11 protein-coding genes are annotated in these 14,072 nt (G+C 59.7%); 8 read left to right on the top strand and 3 right to left on the bottom strand.

Translation table 11 applies throughout. The annotated features are described in order from the left end of the window. Positions 1-130 precede the first annotated feature (130 nt). Positions 131-2,671, top strand: a complete 2,541-nt coding sequence (locus HBO19_RS25765) for a LuxR C-terminal-related transcriptional regulator (RefSeq protein ID WP_170058562.1) — start codon at positions 131-133, stop codon at positions 2,669-2,671. 280 nt (positions 2,672-2,951) lie between these two features. Here HBO19_RS25765 and HBO19_RS25760 read toward each other — a convergent pair whose 3' ends face one another. Further along, positions 2,952-3,740: an IclR family transcriptional regulator gene (locus tag HBO19_RS25760; protein ID WP_170043015.1), complete on the bottom strand. Its 789-nt coding sequence runs from the start codon at positions 3,738-3,740 to the stop codon at positions 2,952-2,954. A gap of 119 nt (positions 3,741-3,859) precedes the next feature. Between HBO19_RS25760 and hmgA the strand changes: the two genes are divergently transcribed. The 4 genes from hmgA (at position 3,860) to HBO19_RS25740 (ending at position 8,559) form a co-directional block, all read left to right on the top strand. Further along, positions 3,860-5,143, top strand: a complete 1,284-nt coding sequence (gene hmgA, locus HBO19_RS25755) for a homogentisate 1,2-dioxygenase (protein ID WP_169954907.1) — start codon at positions 3,860-3,862, stop codon at positions 5,141-5,143. Between the two features lie 3 nt (positions 5,144-5,146). Further along, positions 5,147-6,445 (top strand): fumarylacetoacetase, encoded by a 1,299-nt coding sequence (gene fahA, locus HBO19_RS25750; RefSeq protein ID WP_170058561.1) that lies wholly within the window; start codon positions 5,147-5,149, stop codon positions 6,443-6,445. A gap of 12 nt (positions 6,446-6,457) precedes the next feature. After that, positions 6,458-7,093, top strand: coding sequence for a maleylacetoacetate isomerase (maiA, locus tag HBO19_RS25745; protein WP_170058560.1), 636 nt, complete (start codon positions 6,458-6,460; stop codon positions 7,091-7,093). A 110-nt stretch (positions 7,094-7,203) separates the two neighbouring features. Continuing rightward, positions 7,204-8,559, top strand: coding sequence for an aromatic acid/H+ symport family MFS transporter (locus tag HBO19_RS25740; protein WP_169954910.1), 1,356 nt, complete (start codon positions 7,204-7,206; stop codon positions 8,557-8,559). 81 nt (positions 8,560-8,640) lie between these two features. Here HBO19_RS25740 and HBO19_RS25735 read toward each other — a convergent pair whose 3' ends face one another. After that, positions 8,641-9,444 carry a transglutaminase family protein gene (locus HBO19_RS25735; protein ID WP_169954911.1) on the bottom strand — a complete coding sequence of 268 codons (804 nt, stop codon included), beginning with the start codon at positions 9,442-9,444 and terminating at the stop codon, positions 8,641-8,643. 185 nt (positions 9,445-9,629) lie between these two features. Here HBO19_RS25735 and HBO19_RS25730 point away from each other — a divergent pair, with 185 nt between their 5' ends. Then, positions 9,630-10,649 (top strand): Glu/Leu/Phe/Val dehydrogenase, encoded by a 1,020-nt coding sequence (locus HBO19_RS25730; protein WP_170058559.1) that lies wholly within the window; start codon positions 9,630-9,632, stop codon positions 10,647-10,649. Between the two features lie 53 nt (positions 10,650-10,702). Here the strand turns inward: HBO19_RS25730 and HBO19_RS25725 are convergent, their stop codons facing one another. After that, the gene (locus tag HBO19_RS25725; protein ID WP_046071033.1) at positions 10,703-10,912 is read right to left on the bottom strand and encodes a YebG family protein; all 210 of its coding nucleotides are present in this window, start codon (positions 10,910-10,912) and stop codon (positions 10,703-10,705) included. Positions 10,913-11,353: 441 nt separating this feature from the next. Here HBO19_RS25725 and HBO19_RS25720 point away from each other — a divergent pair, with 441 nt between their 5' ends. After that, a complete protein-coding gene (locus tag HBO19_RS25720) occupies positions 11,354-12,610 on the top strand; it encodes a site-specific integrase (protein WP_170058558.1) in 1,257 nt (418 codons plus the stop codon). Next, positions 12,600-14,072 (top strand): site-specific integrase, encoded by a 1,473-nt coding sequence (locus HBO19_RS25715; protein ID WP_170058557.1) that lies wholly within the window; start codon positions 12,600-12,602, stop codon positions 14,070-14,072. The genes HBO19_RS25720 and HBO19_RS25715 overlap by 11 nt, the downstream gene beginning before the upstream one ends.

Here is a 14,072-nt window from a genome sequence, read left to right as displayed (position 1 = left end):
GTGCCGGGCTCAAATGAAGCCCGGCTTTTTTATGCCCGGCAATCAGCCCGCTGAATACTTCTTCAACAACGCCCATTGACAGGACTACGGTAGACCGCACGCCGCATAACAATAAAAAAGGGACGTTGTAATGACCGCCATGACCCGTCGCCTGGATCGCCCTGGATTCATGCCACGTCTGTCTTCCCACCATTTGCTGCGCCCACGCCTGGCCGAGCCGTTGCTGGGGGCCGAGGCGCGGGTCCGGTTGCTGTGCGCGCCGGCCGGTAGTGGCAAGAGTGCCTTGTTGGCCGAATGCGCCCTGCAGGCCCCGGCGAGTTGCCAAGTGTATTGGCTGCCCCTCAACGGTGCGGCCCTGGACCCGCTGGATTTCTGTCAGCGCCTGGCCCAAAGCCTGGGCCTGGTGTTTGTCGATCAAGCCAGCTTGTTGCTCGACCTGAGCCGCTGGCAAGCGCCGGCCTGGCTGTTTCTCGATGACTATTGCCGGGTGGCGGCGCCCGCATTGGATGCCTTGCTCGATCGGGTGCTGGCGGCCAGCAGCCCGGCCTTGGTCTGGTGGCTGGGCGCGCGGCGCCGGCCGGCCTGCAATTGGCCACGGCTGTTGCTCGATGATGAGTTGTGGGAGTGCGGCGGCACCGAGTTGGCGTTCGATCAGCGCGAGGTCCAGCAACTGCTCGAGCATCACGCCGCGGGCGGGCAGGCTGCCGATAAAGTCCTGCAGTTCAGCGCCGGCTGGTGCGCCGGCGTGCGTATCGCCCTGCTCGAAGGCGACAGCCATCCCGACAGCGGTGCCTGGCATGGGCGCTCCCAGACCTTGCTCGATTACCTGCAACACGAACTGTTCAGCACCTTGCCCGAAGAGTTGGAGGAGGCCTGGCGCGTGTTGGCGCACCTGCCGCGTTTCAACCCGGGGCTGTGCGAACACCTGTTCGGGTTTGGCGATGGCGCCGACTACCTGCGCGAGCTCCAGGCCCTCGGCGCGTTTATCGAGCCCTGGGAAGATTCGCCGGAGTGGCTGCAGGTTTTCGCGCCCCTGGCCCAGTTACTGCGCGACGAACCCTGGCCGGCCCGGCGTTCCTGGCACCGGCGCGCCTGCCAATGGTTTACCGCAGCCCAGGACTGGCAGGCGGCGTTTGAGCAGGCGCTGCTGGCTGAAGAGTACGAAGTGGCGGTCAGCCTGTTGGAGCACTTCAGCTTTGAAGACTTGTTCCGCCAGCAAAACGCCGTGCTGTTGTTGCGCCTGCATGAGCAACATGGCGACGAGTTGATGCTCGGCTCGGCGCAACTGGTGGGGCTGGTCACGGCGGCCTTGCTGTTTGCCGGGCGTTTCGACCAGGCCGCGCAATGCATCGATCAACTGGCGCGCTTCACCCCGCAACCCACCGCCGCGCTGCAACGCCATCTGCTGGCGCGCTGGCAGGCGCAGTGGGGTTGGTTATTGCACCTTGGGGGGGAAGCGGTGCCTGCGCGTGGGCATTTTCTGGAGGCATTGAATGACTTGCCGGACAGCGCCTGGACGTCGCGTCTGATGTGCCTGTCCGGGCTGACCCAGCAAGCGCTGTTGCGCGGCGAACTGGATGTGGCCCAGGCACTCAATCGCGAGGCGCTGTGCCTGGCGCGGGCCCATGGTTCGTTGCTGCTGGAAGCGGTGCTGGAGCTTGATCACGCGCAACTGCTGGAACAGCGGGGCGCACCGTACCGGGCCCAGAGCCTGTTGGAAGGCGTGCAGGCCATGCTGGTGCAGCAGCGCCTCAAGGCCGGGCCGCTGATGGGCCGGATTGCCTTGCGCCGTGGGCACCTGGCACTGCGCCAGGGGCATGACGCGCTGGCCACCGACTGCCTCGAAGCCGGCCTGGGCATGTGCCTGCATAGCCAGGATAAGCGCGTGCTGTACGGCTTCCTTGGGTTGGCGATGCTGGCGGCCAACCGTGGCGACTACGCCCAGGCGTTTATCCAGTTGCGCGACGCCGAGCGCCTGATGCAGCGCCGGCAGGTGCCCGACACGGTGTACCGGGCGGTGTTGCTGTTGCTCAGTGGGCACTTCTGGTTGCAGCAGGGGCGCGCCGAACTGACCCTGGAGGCCGTCAGCCGGGTGCTGCGCCACTATCATGGCCCGCAGGCGAAACAGGCACCGCCGGCGACCCTGGAGCTGATCCCCCGGCTGGAATACTTGCTGGTGCTGGCCCAGGTCAAGCTGCGCCGGGCCGAGCAACCCATCCAGCGGCTCACGGCCTTGCTCGATACGGCCCGCGAGCGTGGCATGCAGTGCCTGGAAGTGGAGTTGCACCTGGTGTTGGGCGAGGTGGCCTGGCAACTGGGCGAGCGCGCGAACGCGGTGCGCGCGCTGCAAACCGGGCTGGCCCTGGCGGCGCGCTGCCAGGTGCAACAGGCGGTGCGCGAACTGCGTCTGCGCCAGCCGGGGTTGCTCAGTGAACTGGGGCTTGAACCTCAGGATGCAGTGGCGGCGCCAGGGGAAAACCCGTTGAGCCAACGGGAACTGGAGGTGCTGCAACTGATCGCGCTGGGCAACTCCAACCTGGAAATTGCCGACTTGTTGTTTATCTCGCTGCACACGGTGAAGACCCACGCGCGGCGGATTCACAGCAAGTTGGGGGTGGAGCGGCGCACCCAGGCCGTGGCCAAGGCCAAGACCCTGGGCCTGATGGCCTGATTACTCCCAGCAACGCCGATCAACAGGTGGGAGCTGGCTTGCCTGCGATGACGGTGTATCAGTCGCAGAATGTATCACCTGACCCACCGCCATCGCGGGCAAGCCCGCTCCCACAGGGGATCTCGGCTGGGCACAGGACTTTGCACACACCACTCACCAACTGTGGGAGCTGGCTTGCCTGCGATGACGGTGTATCAGTCGCAGAATGTATCAACTGACCCACCGCCATCGCGGGCAAGCCCGCTCCCACATTTGCCCACATGCATTCAGTTGCAACGGGTCAGGGTTGATAACCCATCCGCCAACTCACCGCCTGGCTCGCCGCCAGCAACTGCCGGGCCGCCGGTCCATCTTCATCGGCATGGAACAACGACGTCGGCCCCACCACCGTCATCACCGCCACCACCTGGCCCATGGCATTAAAGACCGGCGCCGACAGCGCATCGACCCCGGGCATCAGCAAGCCATGCACAAAGTGCAGGCCCCGCTGGCGAATCTGCGCACAGGCCTGCCCATACGCCTGGTCGTCCGCCAGCGCATGGGCGGTGCCGGCCTGGATCTCCTGCGTGCGCAGGTCGACGGTTTCGCGCTCTGGCAAAAAGGCGCTGAACACCAGGCCCGTGGATGAACTGAGCAGCGGCAGCACCGACCCCAGTTGCGTTACCACCGTGACCGCGCGTACCGCCGGTTCGATATGCACCACCGTTGCGCCGTGGTTGCCCCACACCGCGAGAAAGCAGGTTTCATTCAACTCGTCGCGCAACTGCGCCAGGGGCAGGGTGGCGACTTTCAGCACGTCCATGCTGCCCAGCGCCGCCAACCCCACACGCAAGGCTTCGCGGCCCAGGCCGTAATGGTTGGTGGCCGTGTTCTGTTCGGCAAAACCCGAGGCAATCAACGCCTGCAAATAGCGGTGGACCTTGCTCGCGGGCATCTGCACATGTTCGGCCAGGCGCGACAGGGACGTGGCCGGCGACAGTTCGGCCAGGGCCTTGAGGATGTCGGTGCCGACTTCGGCCGAGCGGACTTTCTGTTTACCGGTGTCGCGGGGGGCGGGGGGCTTTTCCATGGAGAGCGTGTGTCCGAAAGACGAATGGCGGTCTTTATAGCTTGACGGTCGATACGGAGCAAATTACGTTATGCGTAACTGGATTACGATAAAAACAACTTCCTTACTGAGGACGATCCATGACCCTCGATTACCAATCGGGCTTTGGCAATGAATTCGCCAGCGAAGCCTTGCCAGGTGCACTGCCGGTCGGCCAGAACTCCCCGCAAAAAGCGCCCTACGGGCTGTACACCGAACTGTTCTCCGGCACCGCCTTCACCATGGTGCGCAGCGAAGCGCGGCGTACCTGGATGTATCGCATCCAACCGTCGGCCAATCACCCGGCATTCATCAAGCTGGAACGACAACTGGCCGGTGGCCCGCTGGGCGAGGTGACGCCCAACCGCCTGCGCTGGAACCCGTTGGATGTACCTGCAGAACCCACCGACTTTATCGACGGCCTGGTCGGCATGGTGGCCAACGCCGGCGCCGAGAAACCCTCCGGCATCAGCATCTATCACTACCGCGCCAACTGCTCCATGGAGCGGGTGTTCTTCAACGCCGACGGCGAACTGTTGATCGTTCCCGAGCAAGGCCGCCTGCGCATCGCTACTGAACTTGGGGTGCTGGAGGTCGAGCCGCTGGAAATCGTCGTGCTGCCACGGGGCCTGAAATTTCGCATCGAACTGCTGGATGCCCAGGCTCGCGGCTACGTCGCCGAAAACCACGGCGCGCCGCTGCGCCTGCCGGACCTGGGGCCGATTGGCAGCAATGGCCTGGCCAACCCCCGGGACTTCCTGACCCCGGTCGCCCACTACGAAGACCTTTCACGGCCCACGCCGCTGGTGCAGAAGTTCCTCGGCGAGCTGTGGGGCTGCACCCTCGATCACTCGCCGCTGAACGTGGTGGCCTGGCACGGCAATAACGTGCCGTACAAATATGACCTGCGCCGCTTCAACACTATCGGCACAGTGAGTTTCGATCACCCGGATCCGTCGATCTTTACCGTGTTGACCTCGCCTACCAGCGTCCACGGCCTGGCCAATCTCGACTTCGTGATCTTCCCGCCGCGCTGGATGGTGGCCGAAAACACCTTCCGGCCACCGTGGTTCCACCGCAACCTGATGAACGAATACATGGGCCTGATCCAGGGCGCCTACGACGCCAAGGCCGAAGGTTTCCTGCCCGGCGGCGCGTCGCTGCACAGTTGCATGAGCGCCCACGGCCCGGATGGCGAGACCTGCACCAAGGCCATCGCCGTGGACCTGGCGCCGCACAAAATCGATAACACCATGGCCTTCATGTTCGAGACCAGCCAGGTGCTGCGCCCGACCCGCTTCGCCCTGGACTGCCCGCAACTGCAAAACACTTACGACGCTTGCTGGGCCACGCTGCCGGCAACCTTCAACCCGAATCGGAGATAAACCATGACTCAGTCCACTCTCACCCGTAGTTGGGTGGCCTCGGCCAACGGTCACCCGGATTTCCCCTTGCAGAACCTGCCCCTGGGCATCTTCAGCCTCAACGGTTCGGCACCGCGCAGTGGCGTGGCGATTGGCGAGCATATTCTTGATCTGCAAGCGGCCCGTGACCTGTTTGACGGTGAAGCGCGCCGCGCCATCGATGCCATGGCGGACGGCCAACTGAACGCCTTCTTCGAACTGGGCCGTGGCCCACGGGTGGCACTGCGCGAACGCCTGCTGGAACTGCTCGCCGAGGGCAGCAGCCAGCAAGCCAAGCTGCAAGCCCTGGGTACCCAAGTGTTGCCACTGGCCGCCGATTGCCAGATGCACCTGCCAGCGAAAATCAACGATTACACCGACTTCTACGTCGGCATCGAGCACGCGCAGAACGTCGGCAAACTGTTCCGCCCGGACAATCCGTTGTTGCCCAACTACAAGTACGTGCCAATTGGCTATCACGGCCGCGCCTCGACGATCCGCCCGTCCGGCACCGAGGTGCGCCGGCCCAAGGGCCAGACCCTGCCAGCCGGCCAGACCGAACCGACCTTCGGCCCATGCGCACGCCTGGACTACGAACTGGAGCTGGGCATCTGGATCGGCCAGGGCAATGCCATGGGCGACTCGATTGCCATTGGCGATGCCGCCGAGCACATCGCTGGCTTCTGCCTGCTCAACGACTGGTCGGCCCGCGATATCCAGGCCTGGGAGTACCAGCCGCTGGGGCCGTTCCTGTCGAAAAGCTTTATCACCAGCGTCTCGCCCTGGGTGGTCACGGCTGAAGCCCTGGAGCCGTTCCGCAAGGCCCAGCCCGCACGCCCGGCTGGCGATCCACAACCGCTGCCGTACCTGCTAGACACCCGTGATCAGGCCGCTGGCGGCTTTGATATCGAACTGGAAGTGCTGCTGACCACCGCCGCGATGCGCGAGCAGAACCTGGCGGCCCATCGTCTGACCCTGAGCAACACCCAACACATGTACTGGACCGTGGCGCAAATGGTCGCGCACCACAGCGTCAACGGCTGCCAGTTGCAGGCCGGCGACCTGTTTGGTTCGGGCACCTTGTCGGGCCCGGAAGCGGGGCAGTTCGGCAGCCTGCTGGAAATCACCGAAGGCGGCAAAAAGCCGATCGAGCTGGCCTCCGGCGAAGTGCGCAAGTTCCTTGAAGACGGCGACGAAATCATCCTGCGCGCCCGCTGCACGCGTGATGGATTTGCCTCCATCGGCTTCGGCGAATGCCGTGGCACTGTGGTCGCCGCGCGCTAAGGGGGCGAGGGGATGGAACTCTATACCTACTACCGTTCCACATCGTCCTACCGGGTGCGCATCGCCCTGGCGCTCAAGGGCCTGGACTTCACCGCGCTGCCGGTCAACCTGCTGGTGCCCAAGGGCGGCGCCAACCGCCAGCCCGAATACCTGGCGATCAACCCCCAGGGCCGTGTCCCGGCCTTGCGTACCGACGAGGGCGAACTGTTGATCCAGTCGCCGGCGATCATCGAGTACCTGGATGAACGTTATCCACAGGTGCCGCTGCTCGCCAAGGACCTGGCAGCCCGCGCCCATGAGCGCGCGGTGGCCTCGATCATCGGTTGTGACATTCACCCGTTGCACAACTCCAGCACCCAGAGCCTGTTGCGCCAGTGGGGGCATGACGAGGCGCAATTGCTGGAGTGGATCGGGCACTGGATCAGCCAGGGCCTGGGCGCCGTGGAGCAATTGATCGGCGAGCAGGGTTACTGCCTTGGTGACCAGCCAGGGCTGGCGGATGCGTTTCTGATCCCGCAGTTGTATGCGGCAGAGCGCTTCAAGGTGGCACTGGATGGCTACCCACGAATCCTGCGCGTAGCAGCCTTGGCTGCCAAACATCCTGCATTTATCCAGGCCCATCCCTCCAACCAGCCTGACACCCCCTAACCCCTGCAGGAGCCGGCTTGCCGTCGATGGCGCTTCACCTGATACACCGCCATCGCCGGCAAGCCAGCTCCTACAGGCGGATATCCAATAAAAAAAACAGGTACCTTGCGATGCACAATCAGATTGCCAGCTTTCGCGCGGCACTCGACGCCCGTCCGGTGTCGCGCTACCAGTGGTTGATTCTCCTGTTGTTGGCGTTGTTGCTGGTCACCGATGGTTACGATGCCCAAGTGTTGGGCTACGTGGTCCCGGCCCTGGCCCAGGACTGGGGCCTGGAAAAAGCCGCCTTCGGCCCGGTGTTCAGTGCCAACCTGCTGGGGCTGACCTTAGGTTCCCTGGCCGTGACGCCCCTGGCGGACCGCTTCGGCGTGCGCCGCATCCTGCTCGCCTGCGTACTGATCTACGCCAGCCTCACGGTGCTGATGGTATTCGCCAATTCCCTGAACACGCTGATGGCCGCACGCTTTATCTGCGGCATTGGCATGGGTGGCGCGATGCCCAGTGCCATGGCCTTGATGTCGGAATATTCGCCACCGCGTATGCGCACGTTGATGGTGACGCTGGCGGCCTGTGGTTTCTCGTTCGGTGGCGCGGCGGGTGGTTTTGTCGCGGCGGGTTTTATCGACAGTTTCGGCTGGCAGGCGGTGTTCCTCGCCGGTGGTGTGACGCCGTTGCTGCTGTTTCCCTTCCTGGTATGGCTGCTGCCTGAATCCTTGCCACGTTTGTTGCGCGATGCGCCGCCCTATGCGCGCCTGCAGAAAGTCACGGCGCGCATGCTGCCTGGTTGGCAGGCGCCGGCGGCCAGCGAAGAACAGAATCGCCAGGAGCAGGGCAGCAAGCTGACGGTGGTGGAGTTGTTTCGCAATGGCTATGCCCGGCCGACGCTGCTGATCTGGTCGACCTTTTTTGTCAGCCTGATCCTGCTGTACTTCATGATCAGTTGGTTGCCGTCACTGCTGCTGGAAAGTGGCATGGCCTTGAACAAAGCCAACCTGGTGACCTCGATGTTCCTGTTCGCCGGCACGTTGGGCGCGATTGGCATGGCCTGGTTTGCCGACCGCCTGAAAAGCAAGGTCCGCCTGCTCTCCGGTGTGTTGGCGGCCGCGGCGGTGTGCACGATTCTGCTGGGGCTCAATCACGACAACCCGCGTTACCTGGTGGCGTTTGTGTTTGCGGCGGGCTTTTGCATCATCGGTGGCCAGTTGACCCTCAATGCGTTTGCCAGCAACTTTTACCCGGCCCATGTACGTGCGACGGGCACGGGCTGGGCGCTGGGTGTCGGGCGGTTTGGTTCGATCCTCGGGCCGCTGTTTGGCAGCATGTTGCTGGCGATGCAGGTACCGGTGCAGCAGATTTTCTTCTTCTGCGCAATTCCGGCGGTGATCGCCGCGCTGCTGATCATTCAGGTGCGCTCCCCCGAGACCAAGGCGCCGGTTGAGATCCTCCAGCACCCGCTTGAATCCTGAAGGGCAACCCCCTTATTTGTAGGAGCTGTCGAGCCCCGGCGAGGCGGCGATGAGGGCGACGCGGTTCACCGGTCGCCCCCTTTAATGCACCACCGCCCCAGGCGGCAAATGCCCCAGCCGCTCCGTCAGACGCAGCCGCTGCACCGGGTCTTCACTGAGCAACAGCGCGTGCTCAAGATCGAAGCGCTCGGCATTCGGGCAATCCAGGTGCTTGTACAGACTGGCCCGCGCCAGATAGTCGGCGGCGCTGGCATCGCCCAGTTCCAGCACGCGCTCGGCGTCGATCAGCGCCGCGAGGTGATTGTCATTGGCCAGGTGCAGTTGCCGCAGGTTGCGCGACAGCCGTTGCAGGATCAGCCGTGGCTCGGCGCTGCGCAGGTGCTCGGCTTGCAACTTGAGATTGGGGCCGTACTGGCGTTGCAGCAATTCGCGGCAATCGTTGGGGTACAGCCGCCGCCCGCCACAGGGGTCGAGCAAATGATCGGCACCGCTTACCCGTAGCAGGAAGTGCCCGGGGAAGTTGACCCCGACCATCGGGATCTCCAGGCGCCGCGCCAACTCCAGGGCAATCAGCCCCAGGGCCAGAGGCTGTCCGCGGCGGCGCTGCAACACCTTGTCCAACAGCGCGGCGGCGGGGCGCAAGGGGGTGAAGTCATCCTGGGCGAACCCCAGGTCGTTCAGTATCCGCAGCAACGGTTGGCCCAGCTCATCGGCCGGCAGCAGCGGCATGCCGAGGCTTACCTGCTGTTGCAGCACCGCGAAGTCAGCCAGGATCGCCCGTGGCTCCACGGCGGGGTCGTGCTCGGCAGCGATCCATAAGGCGGCTTCAAACAGCGCCGCAGGCGAGCGGTGCAGGCAGTCGAAAAAGGCTTGGCGGGGATTCATTGCATTCTCCGTCGGATGTCTCGTTTTAGCCTTGCCGAGAACTTTCGTCCAGCTTCTTGAGAACCAGCCTACTTGTTTATGTCACAAAGCCTGAAATTGCGGTCGGCTTATTCCCGCGTGCTCCGGCAATCTTTTACCGGCGGCCTATACTTGGCGACTACAAGAAGTGATTCGGGAGCTTGACGATGTTTGCTCTCATGCACAGCACCCGCCTTGAATCCCTGCACCTGAGCGTTGACCCGGTGAGCGGGTTGAAGGCGGTCATTGCCATTCACAGCAGTCGCCTGGGGCCGGCCCTGGGCGGCTGTCGCTACCTGGCCTACCCCGACGACGAAAGCGCCGTGGCCGACGCCGCGCGCCTGGCCCGAGGCATGAGCTACAAAGCCGCGCTGGCCGGCTTGCCGGTGGGCGGCGGCAACGCTGTAATCATCCGCCCGGCCCATGTGGAAAGCCGCGCCGCGTTGTTCGAAGCCTTCGGCCGGTGCATCGAGCAACTCGATGGCCGCTACATCACCGCCATCGACAGCGGCACCTCCGTGGCAGACATGGACTGCATCGCCCAGCACACGCGCTTTGTCACCAGCACCACCGCCGCCGGCGATCCGTCTCCCCATGCGGCCATGGGCGTATTCGCCGGCATCCGCACGGCCGCCATGGCCCGCCTGGGCAGCGACAACCTGGAAGGCCTGCGTGTGGCAATCCAGGGCCTGGGCAACGTCGGCTACGCCCTGGCCGAACAACTGCACGCCGCTGGCGCCGAATTGCTGGTGAGCGATATCGACCCTGGCAAAGTGCAACTAGCCATGGAGCAACTGGGCGCCCACCCGATTGCCAACGACGCCCTACTCAGTACCCCATGCGACATTCTCGCGCCGTGCGGCCTGGGCGCTGTCCTCAACCGCCAGAGCGTCGCCCAACTGCGCTGCGCCGCCGTGGCCGGTTCCGCCAGCGCGCAGCTGACCCACCTGCAAGTGGCCGACCAATTGGAAGCGCGCGGCATCCTCTACGCACCGGACTATGTGATCAACTCCGGCGGCCTGATCTACGTCGCCCTCAAGCACAGTGGCGCGGACCTGGCGACCATCACCGCGCACCTGTCCAACATCGGCACACGCCTGACCGAAATTTTCGGCCACGCTCAAGCCGAAAAACGCTCACCCGCCCGAGTGGCCGATGAACTGGCCGAGCGCCTGCTGTACGCCTAGCCCTTATTAAAAAGGCCCTGAATCAACGATCCAGGGCCTGTTCAATTCGGGCTTTATTCCGCCGCCGGGTTCAGCAACTCGGACAACGCATCCGGCTGGCTCTTGAACGCCTTGGCAAACACATCGCGATTCTTCGCCATGTAGATCCCGGCTTCCTCCACCTGCTGCTCGCTCAGGGACGGCACGGCTTTTTGCAACACTTCTGCCAGCAACTCAGCGAGTTCAAGCATCTTGTCATGACGGTCAGCTTCGGCTTTATCCATGATTTACCTTAATGCCGCGTGCCTAGATACGTGTAGTCTGAGGAACGTCCAGCGCCGTCGTCGCTAAGCCGTGATGCAGGGGTTGATTATTACGATAGGCAGGTCTACTTTGAAAAACAGTGCCAATGCAGCACCTCGGGTTTTTGGATAGCAGGTAGGCGTCGGAATTATCCGCGGCCCGGCATCTGTACCCCCATGACAGAGCTTTCGTCGGGGTATGAGCTATGCGTCTAACTATTTCCATCCCTATTCCTTCTTTTTGTGAGGCATCAACATTTAGCGCCTCACAGCCACCTCTTCGATCGCGTGAAAATTTCCTCTGTCAAGAAAAGTCAAAAGCTGCGAATGATTATTCTTTCGGTGAATTTATTTTACGGGAAGTAGACGTTTATCAGGCTGTTGAACTTGCGAACTTAGCTGGCGTGGGCGAGAGGAGCGCTCATGATTAACTTAGCGAATCGTAGTGCCTCTACGAAACGGGTATATCTAGAGTACAAAGTTATAAAGTTTGCTCGTGGTCAACTAGCAAGGTATATGTTGGTTGCTGAAAAAACATTCATACCTGTCGTGAGTGCAAGTGTGTACGAAGTGTCGTATTCATTAGGTAATCGTAGATTTAAATCCAGCATAAGAACAATATTTTATCATTTGGCATTCCTTTTTACATGGGCGGGAAAGAATGGTGTTGATATTGAGGTAATGCTGCTAGAAGGGCGTGGTATTGATTTCAAGAATGTCAGGAGCTTCGCGCGCTGGCTCGAAACCGTAATATTGCCATCCCAAGGTGGTGATCAAATAAGCCGATATGTTACCAAGGTGCTTCACAGCTGTAGTGCATTCGCGCTGTGGTTTGTGGAGAACTTCACTCCGTTAGTAAGTTATCAAGTGGACAGCAATGTTAATTACGTTAAGCTTATTGAGAGCCATAAACAGGTTTGGTCCGAAGTCATGGCTGGCGGTAACGCTGACGCTATCGCGCAGGATTTAACTGATGACGAACTGCAATTGATCGAGAAATTATTGAAAGCTAGGTTGGACAACGCCACACGAAAGCGTGGTCTGCAGTTGCGTAATTATATTTTATGGCGATTGATGCTGAGGTTTGGTCTTAGAATTGGTGAAGCGCTCGCCCTTCGATTGGAAGATATAAATCTTACAGGTGATTATCCTTCGCTTGAAATCGTTCGTATAGAAGAGAGAGGAGCAAACTACGTAGATCCACGGACGCCAAATAATCCTCTTGTTAAAACCTATGGACGATTGCTTTACTTTGGTCCGGGAGACGAAGATGTTATCGGGTACATTGAAGAGTATGTATCCACGTATAGAGTAAAGGCAAATGGAAAAAGACTTGGCTTCACAGTATTCTTGGATCATGACTTCCTGTTTGTGTCGCATGGATCGTCTAATATGGGCCGTCCCCTATCTTGCTCTTCAGCTAACAAGATTTCAAAAGATATACGTTTGGAATGTGTTGATAAATTTCATTGGCACGTGGTTAGGCATGCGGTCTTTAATCGACTCTATGAGGCAGCAAGCTCGCTGGAGAATAATGCCACAGAAATTGATCACATAGTTTACATGGGTGGGTGGCGCAGCCCCAACTCACTGCGGTGTTATGCCAAACGAGCGATCAGGGATTTGACTAGGAATAGGCTAATTCAGATGAACAAGGAAGGAATCATAGATGAATATTGAATTAAATCATCTCGAAGAGTTTCGTGATGAACAGGGTAGGCTTTATGTTGAATGTCGGGCTGATGCACTGAACCCTTTCTTTATCGATATTACAACTTGCAGGATTGAAACTGAGTGGCAGAGGCGGCGGTATTCAATATGTTTGGATGAATACAAGCTTCCTAAAATAGTCATTAATGCTGCGCATGAGTATTTGAAATTTAAGCTTAAAAAGGTTTGTCCTCGTATTCTGCCTAGCTTTCGTTCAGCATTATTGTGTCTTGAGTCAAAATGGAATACTTCGTGGACTGATTTTTCCGATCTTTCGTTGGGGGATCTGTTTGATATCACATTGGCTGAGTCACAGGCAGGCGGGCAATTTCGAATGTTTTATAGATATTCAGCGCAGAACTGTTTGGCCGGCGCCGATGAAGTTTATGCGTTAGAGCTGGATGCAATAAAGTTTAAACCAGGTGAGTCAAAGAATATAATACTCCAATGGCATGAAACCAGAGGGGCATTGACCAGTTCGGAAATAGAAGTTGTAAGAAGAGCTATGGTGGCCAAGGCACCCGATGAATCAACCTGGGACACGTCTGTCCGGTTATTCGCATGGATTGCGTTTGAAACGCTAAAACGCCCCATTCAGCTACATGAAATGTTAGACAGCGCACTATGGATGCCCGACCCCACAGCATCTGACCAGCAGTTTTTTTTGAGGATTCCTAAGGCGAAGAAACAAAGAGGTCAGGAGGCAGAGCTATGGCCCATAACCGGAGAGCTGGCGGTTGCTATACGAGATTATTCCGCACTACCCCATGTGAGAGTTTTGCAGAAATCGCGAAAAACCTTATTAGTTAGTATGTCGGGTGGGAAAAGACCAGACTTTGGTCGTGGATTAACACTTTGGAGCCAAAAAATAGGCCTCGTCAGCCCGAGGACGAAAGAGCTATTGGTGTTAACTCCGTATCGAATACGCCATAGTGGGGCTACACAAATGGCTGTTCAAGGGGCGTCAAGAGATGAAATTCAATATGTATTAGAACATAGTTCCATCACCGCAGCAGATTGGTACATAGATTGTTTGGCATCGGAGTTTTGCCCGCTGCTAGAACGAGCTAACAAGAGGCTTGGAGGTTTGTTTTCAGATCTTAATGGTCTCTTTTTTAACGGACGTGTTGGTCCTCGGGGTGCTGGTTCGCCGATACTGATTCCCGTCGTACAAACGCCCGCTCTTGTGGGAGAGTGCGGCAAAGAAGGAGTGTGCGGGCAGCACCCTTTCTTTAGTTGTTATAATGGGTGTAGGTATTTTATTGCTTGGCGCGATGCAGATCATAAAAAGTCTTTGCAGTACTTGGAGACCGAACTTTCGAGGTGGGATAAGGCTGAAGGTGGCAAAGAACGTAGTAAGGTTCTTAAGGATCTAGAAAGGGTCTACCAATCCGTTAAAGATGTTGTAACGAGAATAGAAAATGGTGAGTAA

Origin of the sequence: Pseudomonas sp. WS 5021, assembly GCF_012985535.1 — a bacterium.
Taxonomy (GTDB): domain Bacteria; phylum Pseudomonadota; class Gammaproteobacteria; order Pseudomonadales; family Pseudomonadaceae; genus Aquipseudomonas.
Note: the sequence above shows the minus strand (reverse complement) of the source record. Positions and strands in the feature narration are given on the sequence as shown.

Coding starts and splice junctions, on each gene's coding strand:
- HBO19_RS25765 (WP_170058562.1), top strand. CDS start 131: ATGACCGCCATGACCCGTCGCCTGGATCGCCCTGGATTCATGCCACGT.
- HBO19_RS25760 (WP_170043015.1), bottom strand. CDS start 3,740: ATGGAAAAGCCCCCCGCCCCCCGCGACACCGGTAAACAGAAAGTCCGC.
- hmgA (WP_169954907.1), top strand. CDS start 3,860: ATGACCCTCGATTACCAATCGGGCTTTGGCAATGAATTCGCCAGCGAA.
- fahA (WP_170058561.1), top strand. CDS start 5,147: ATGACTCAGTCCACTCTCACCCGTAGTTGGGTGGCCTCGGCCAACGGT.
- maiA (WP_170058560.1), top strand. CDS start 6,458: ATGGAACTCTATACCTACTACCGTTCCACATCGTCCTACCGGGTGCGC.
- HBO19_RS25740 (WP_169954910.1), top strand. CDS start 7,204: ATGCACAATCAGATTGCCAGCTTTCGCGCGGCACTCGACGCCCGTCCG.
- HBO19_RS25735 (WP_169954911.1), bottom strand. CDS start 9,444: ATGAATCCCCGCCAAGCCTTTTTCGACTGCCTGCACCGCTCGCCTGCG.
- HBO19_RS25730 (WP_170058559.1), top strand. CDS start 9,630: ATGTTTGCTCTCATGCACAGCACCCGCCTTGAATCCCTGCACCTGAGC.
- HBO19_RS25725 (WP_046071033.1), bottom strand. CDS start 10,912: ATGGATAAAGCCGAAGCTGACCGTCATGACAAGATGCTTGAACTCGCT.
- HBO19_RS25720 (WP_170058558.1), top strand. CDS start 11,354: ATGATTAACTTAGCGAATCGTAGTGCCTCTACGAAACGGGTATATCTA.
- HBO19_RS25715 (WP_170058557.1), top strand. CDS start 12,600: ATGAATATTGAATTAAATCATCTCGAAGAGTTTCGTGATGAACAGGGT.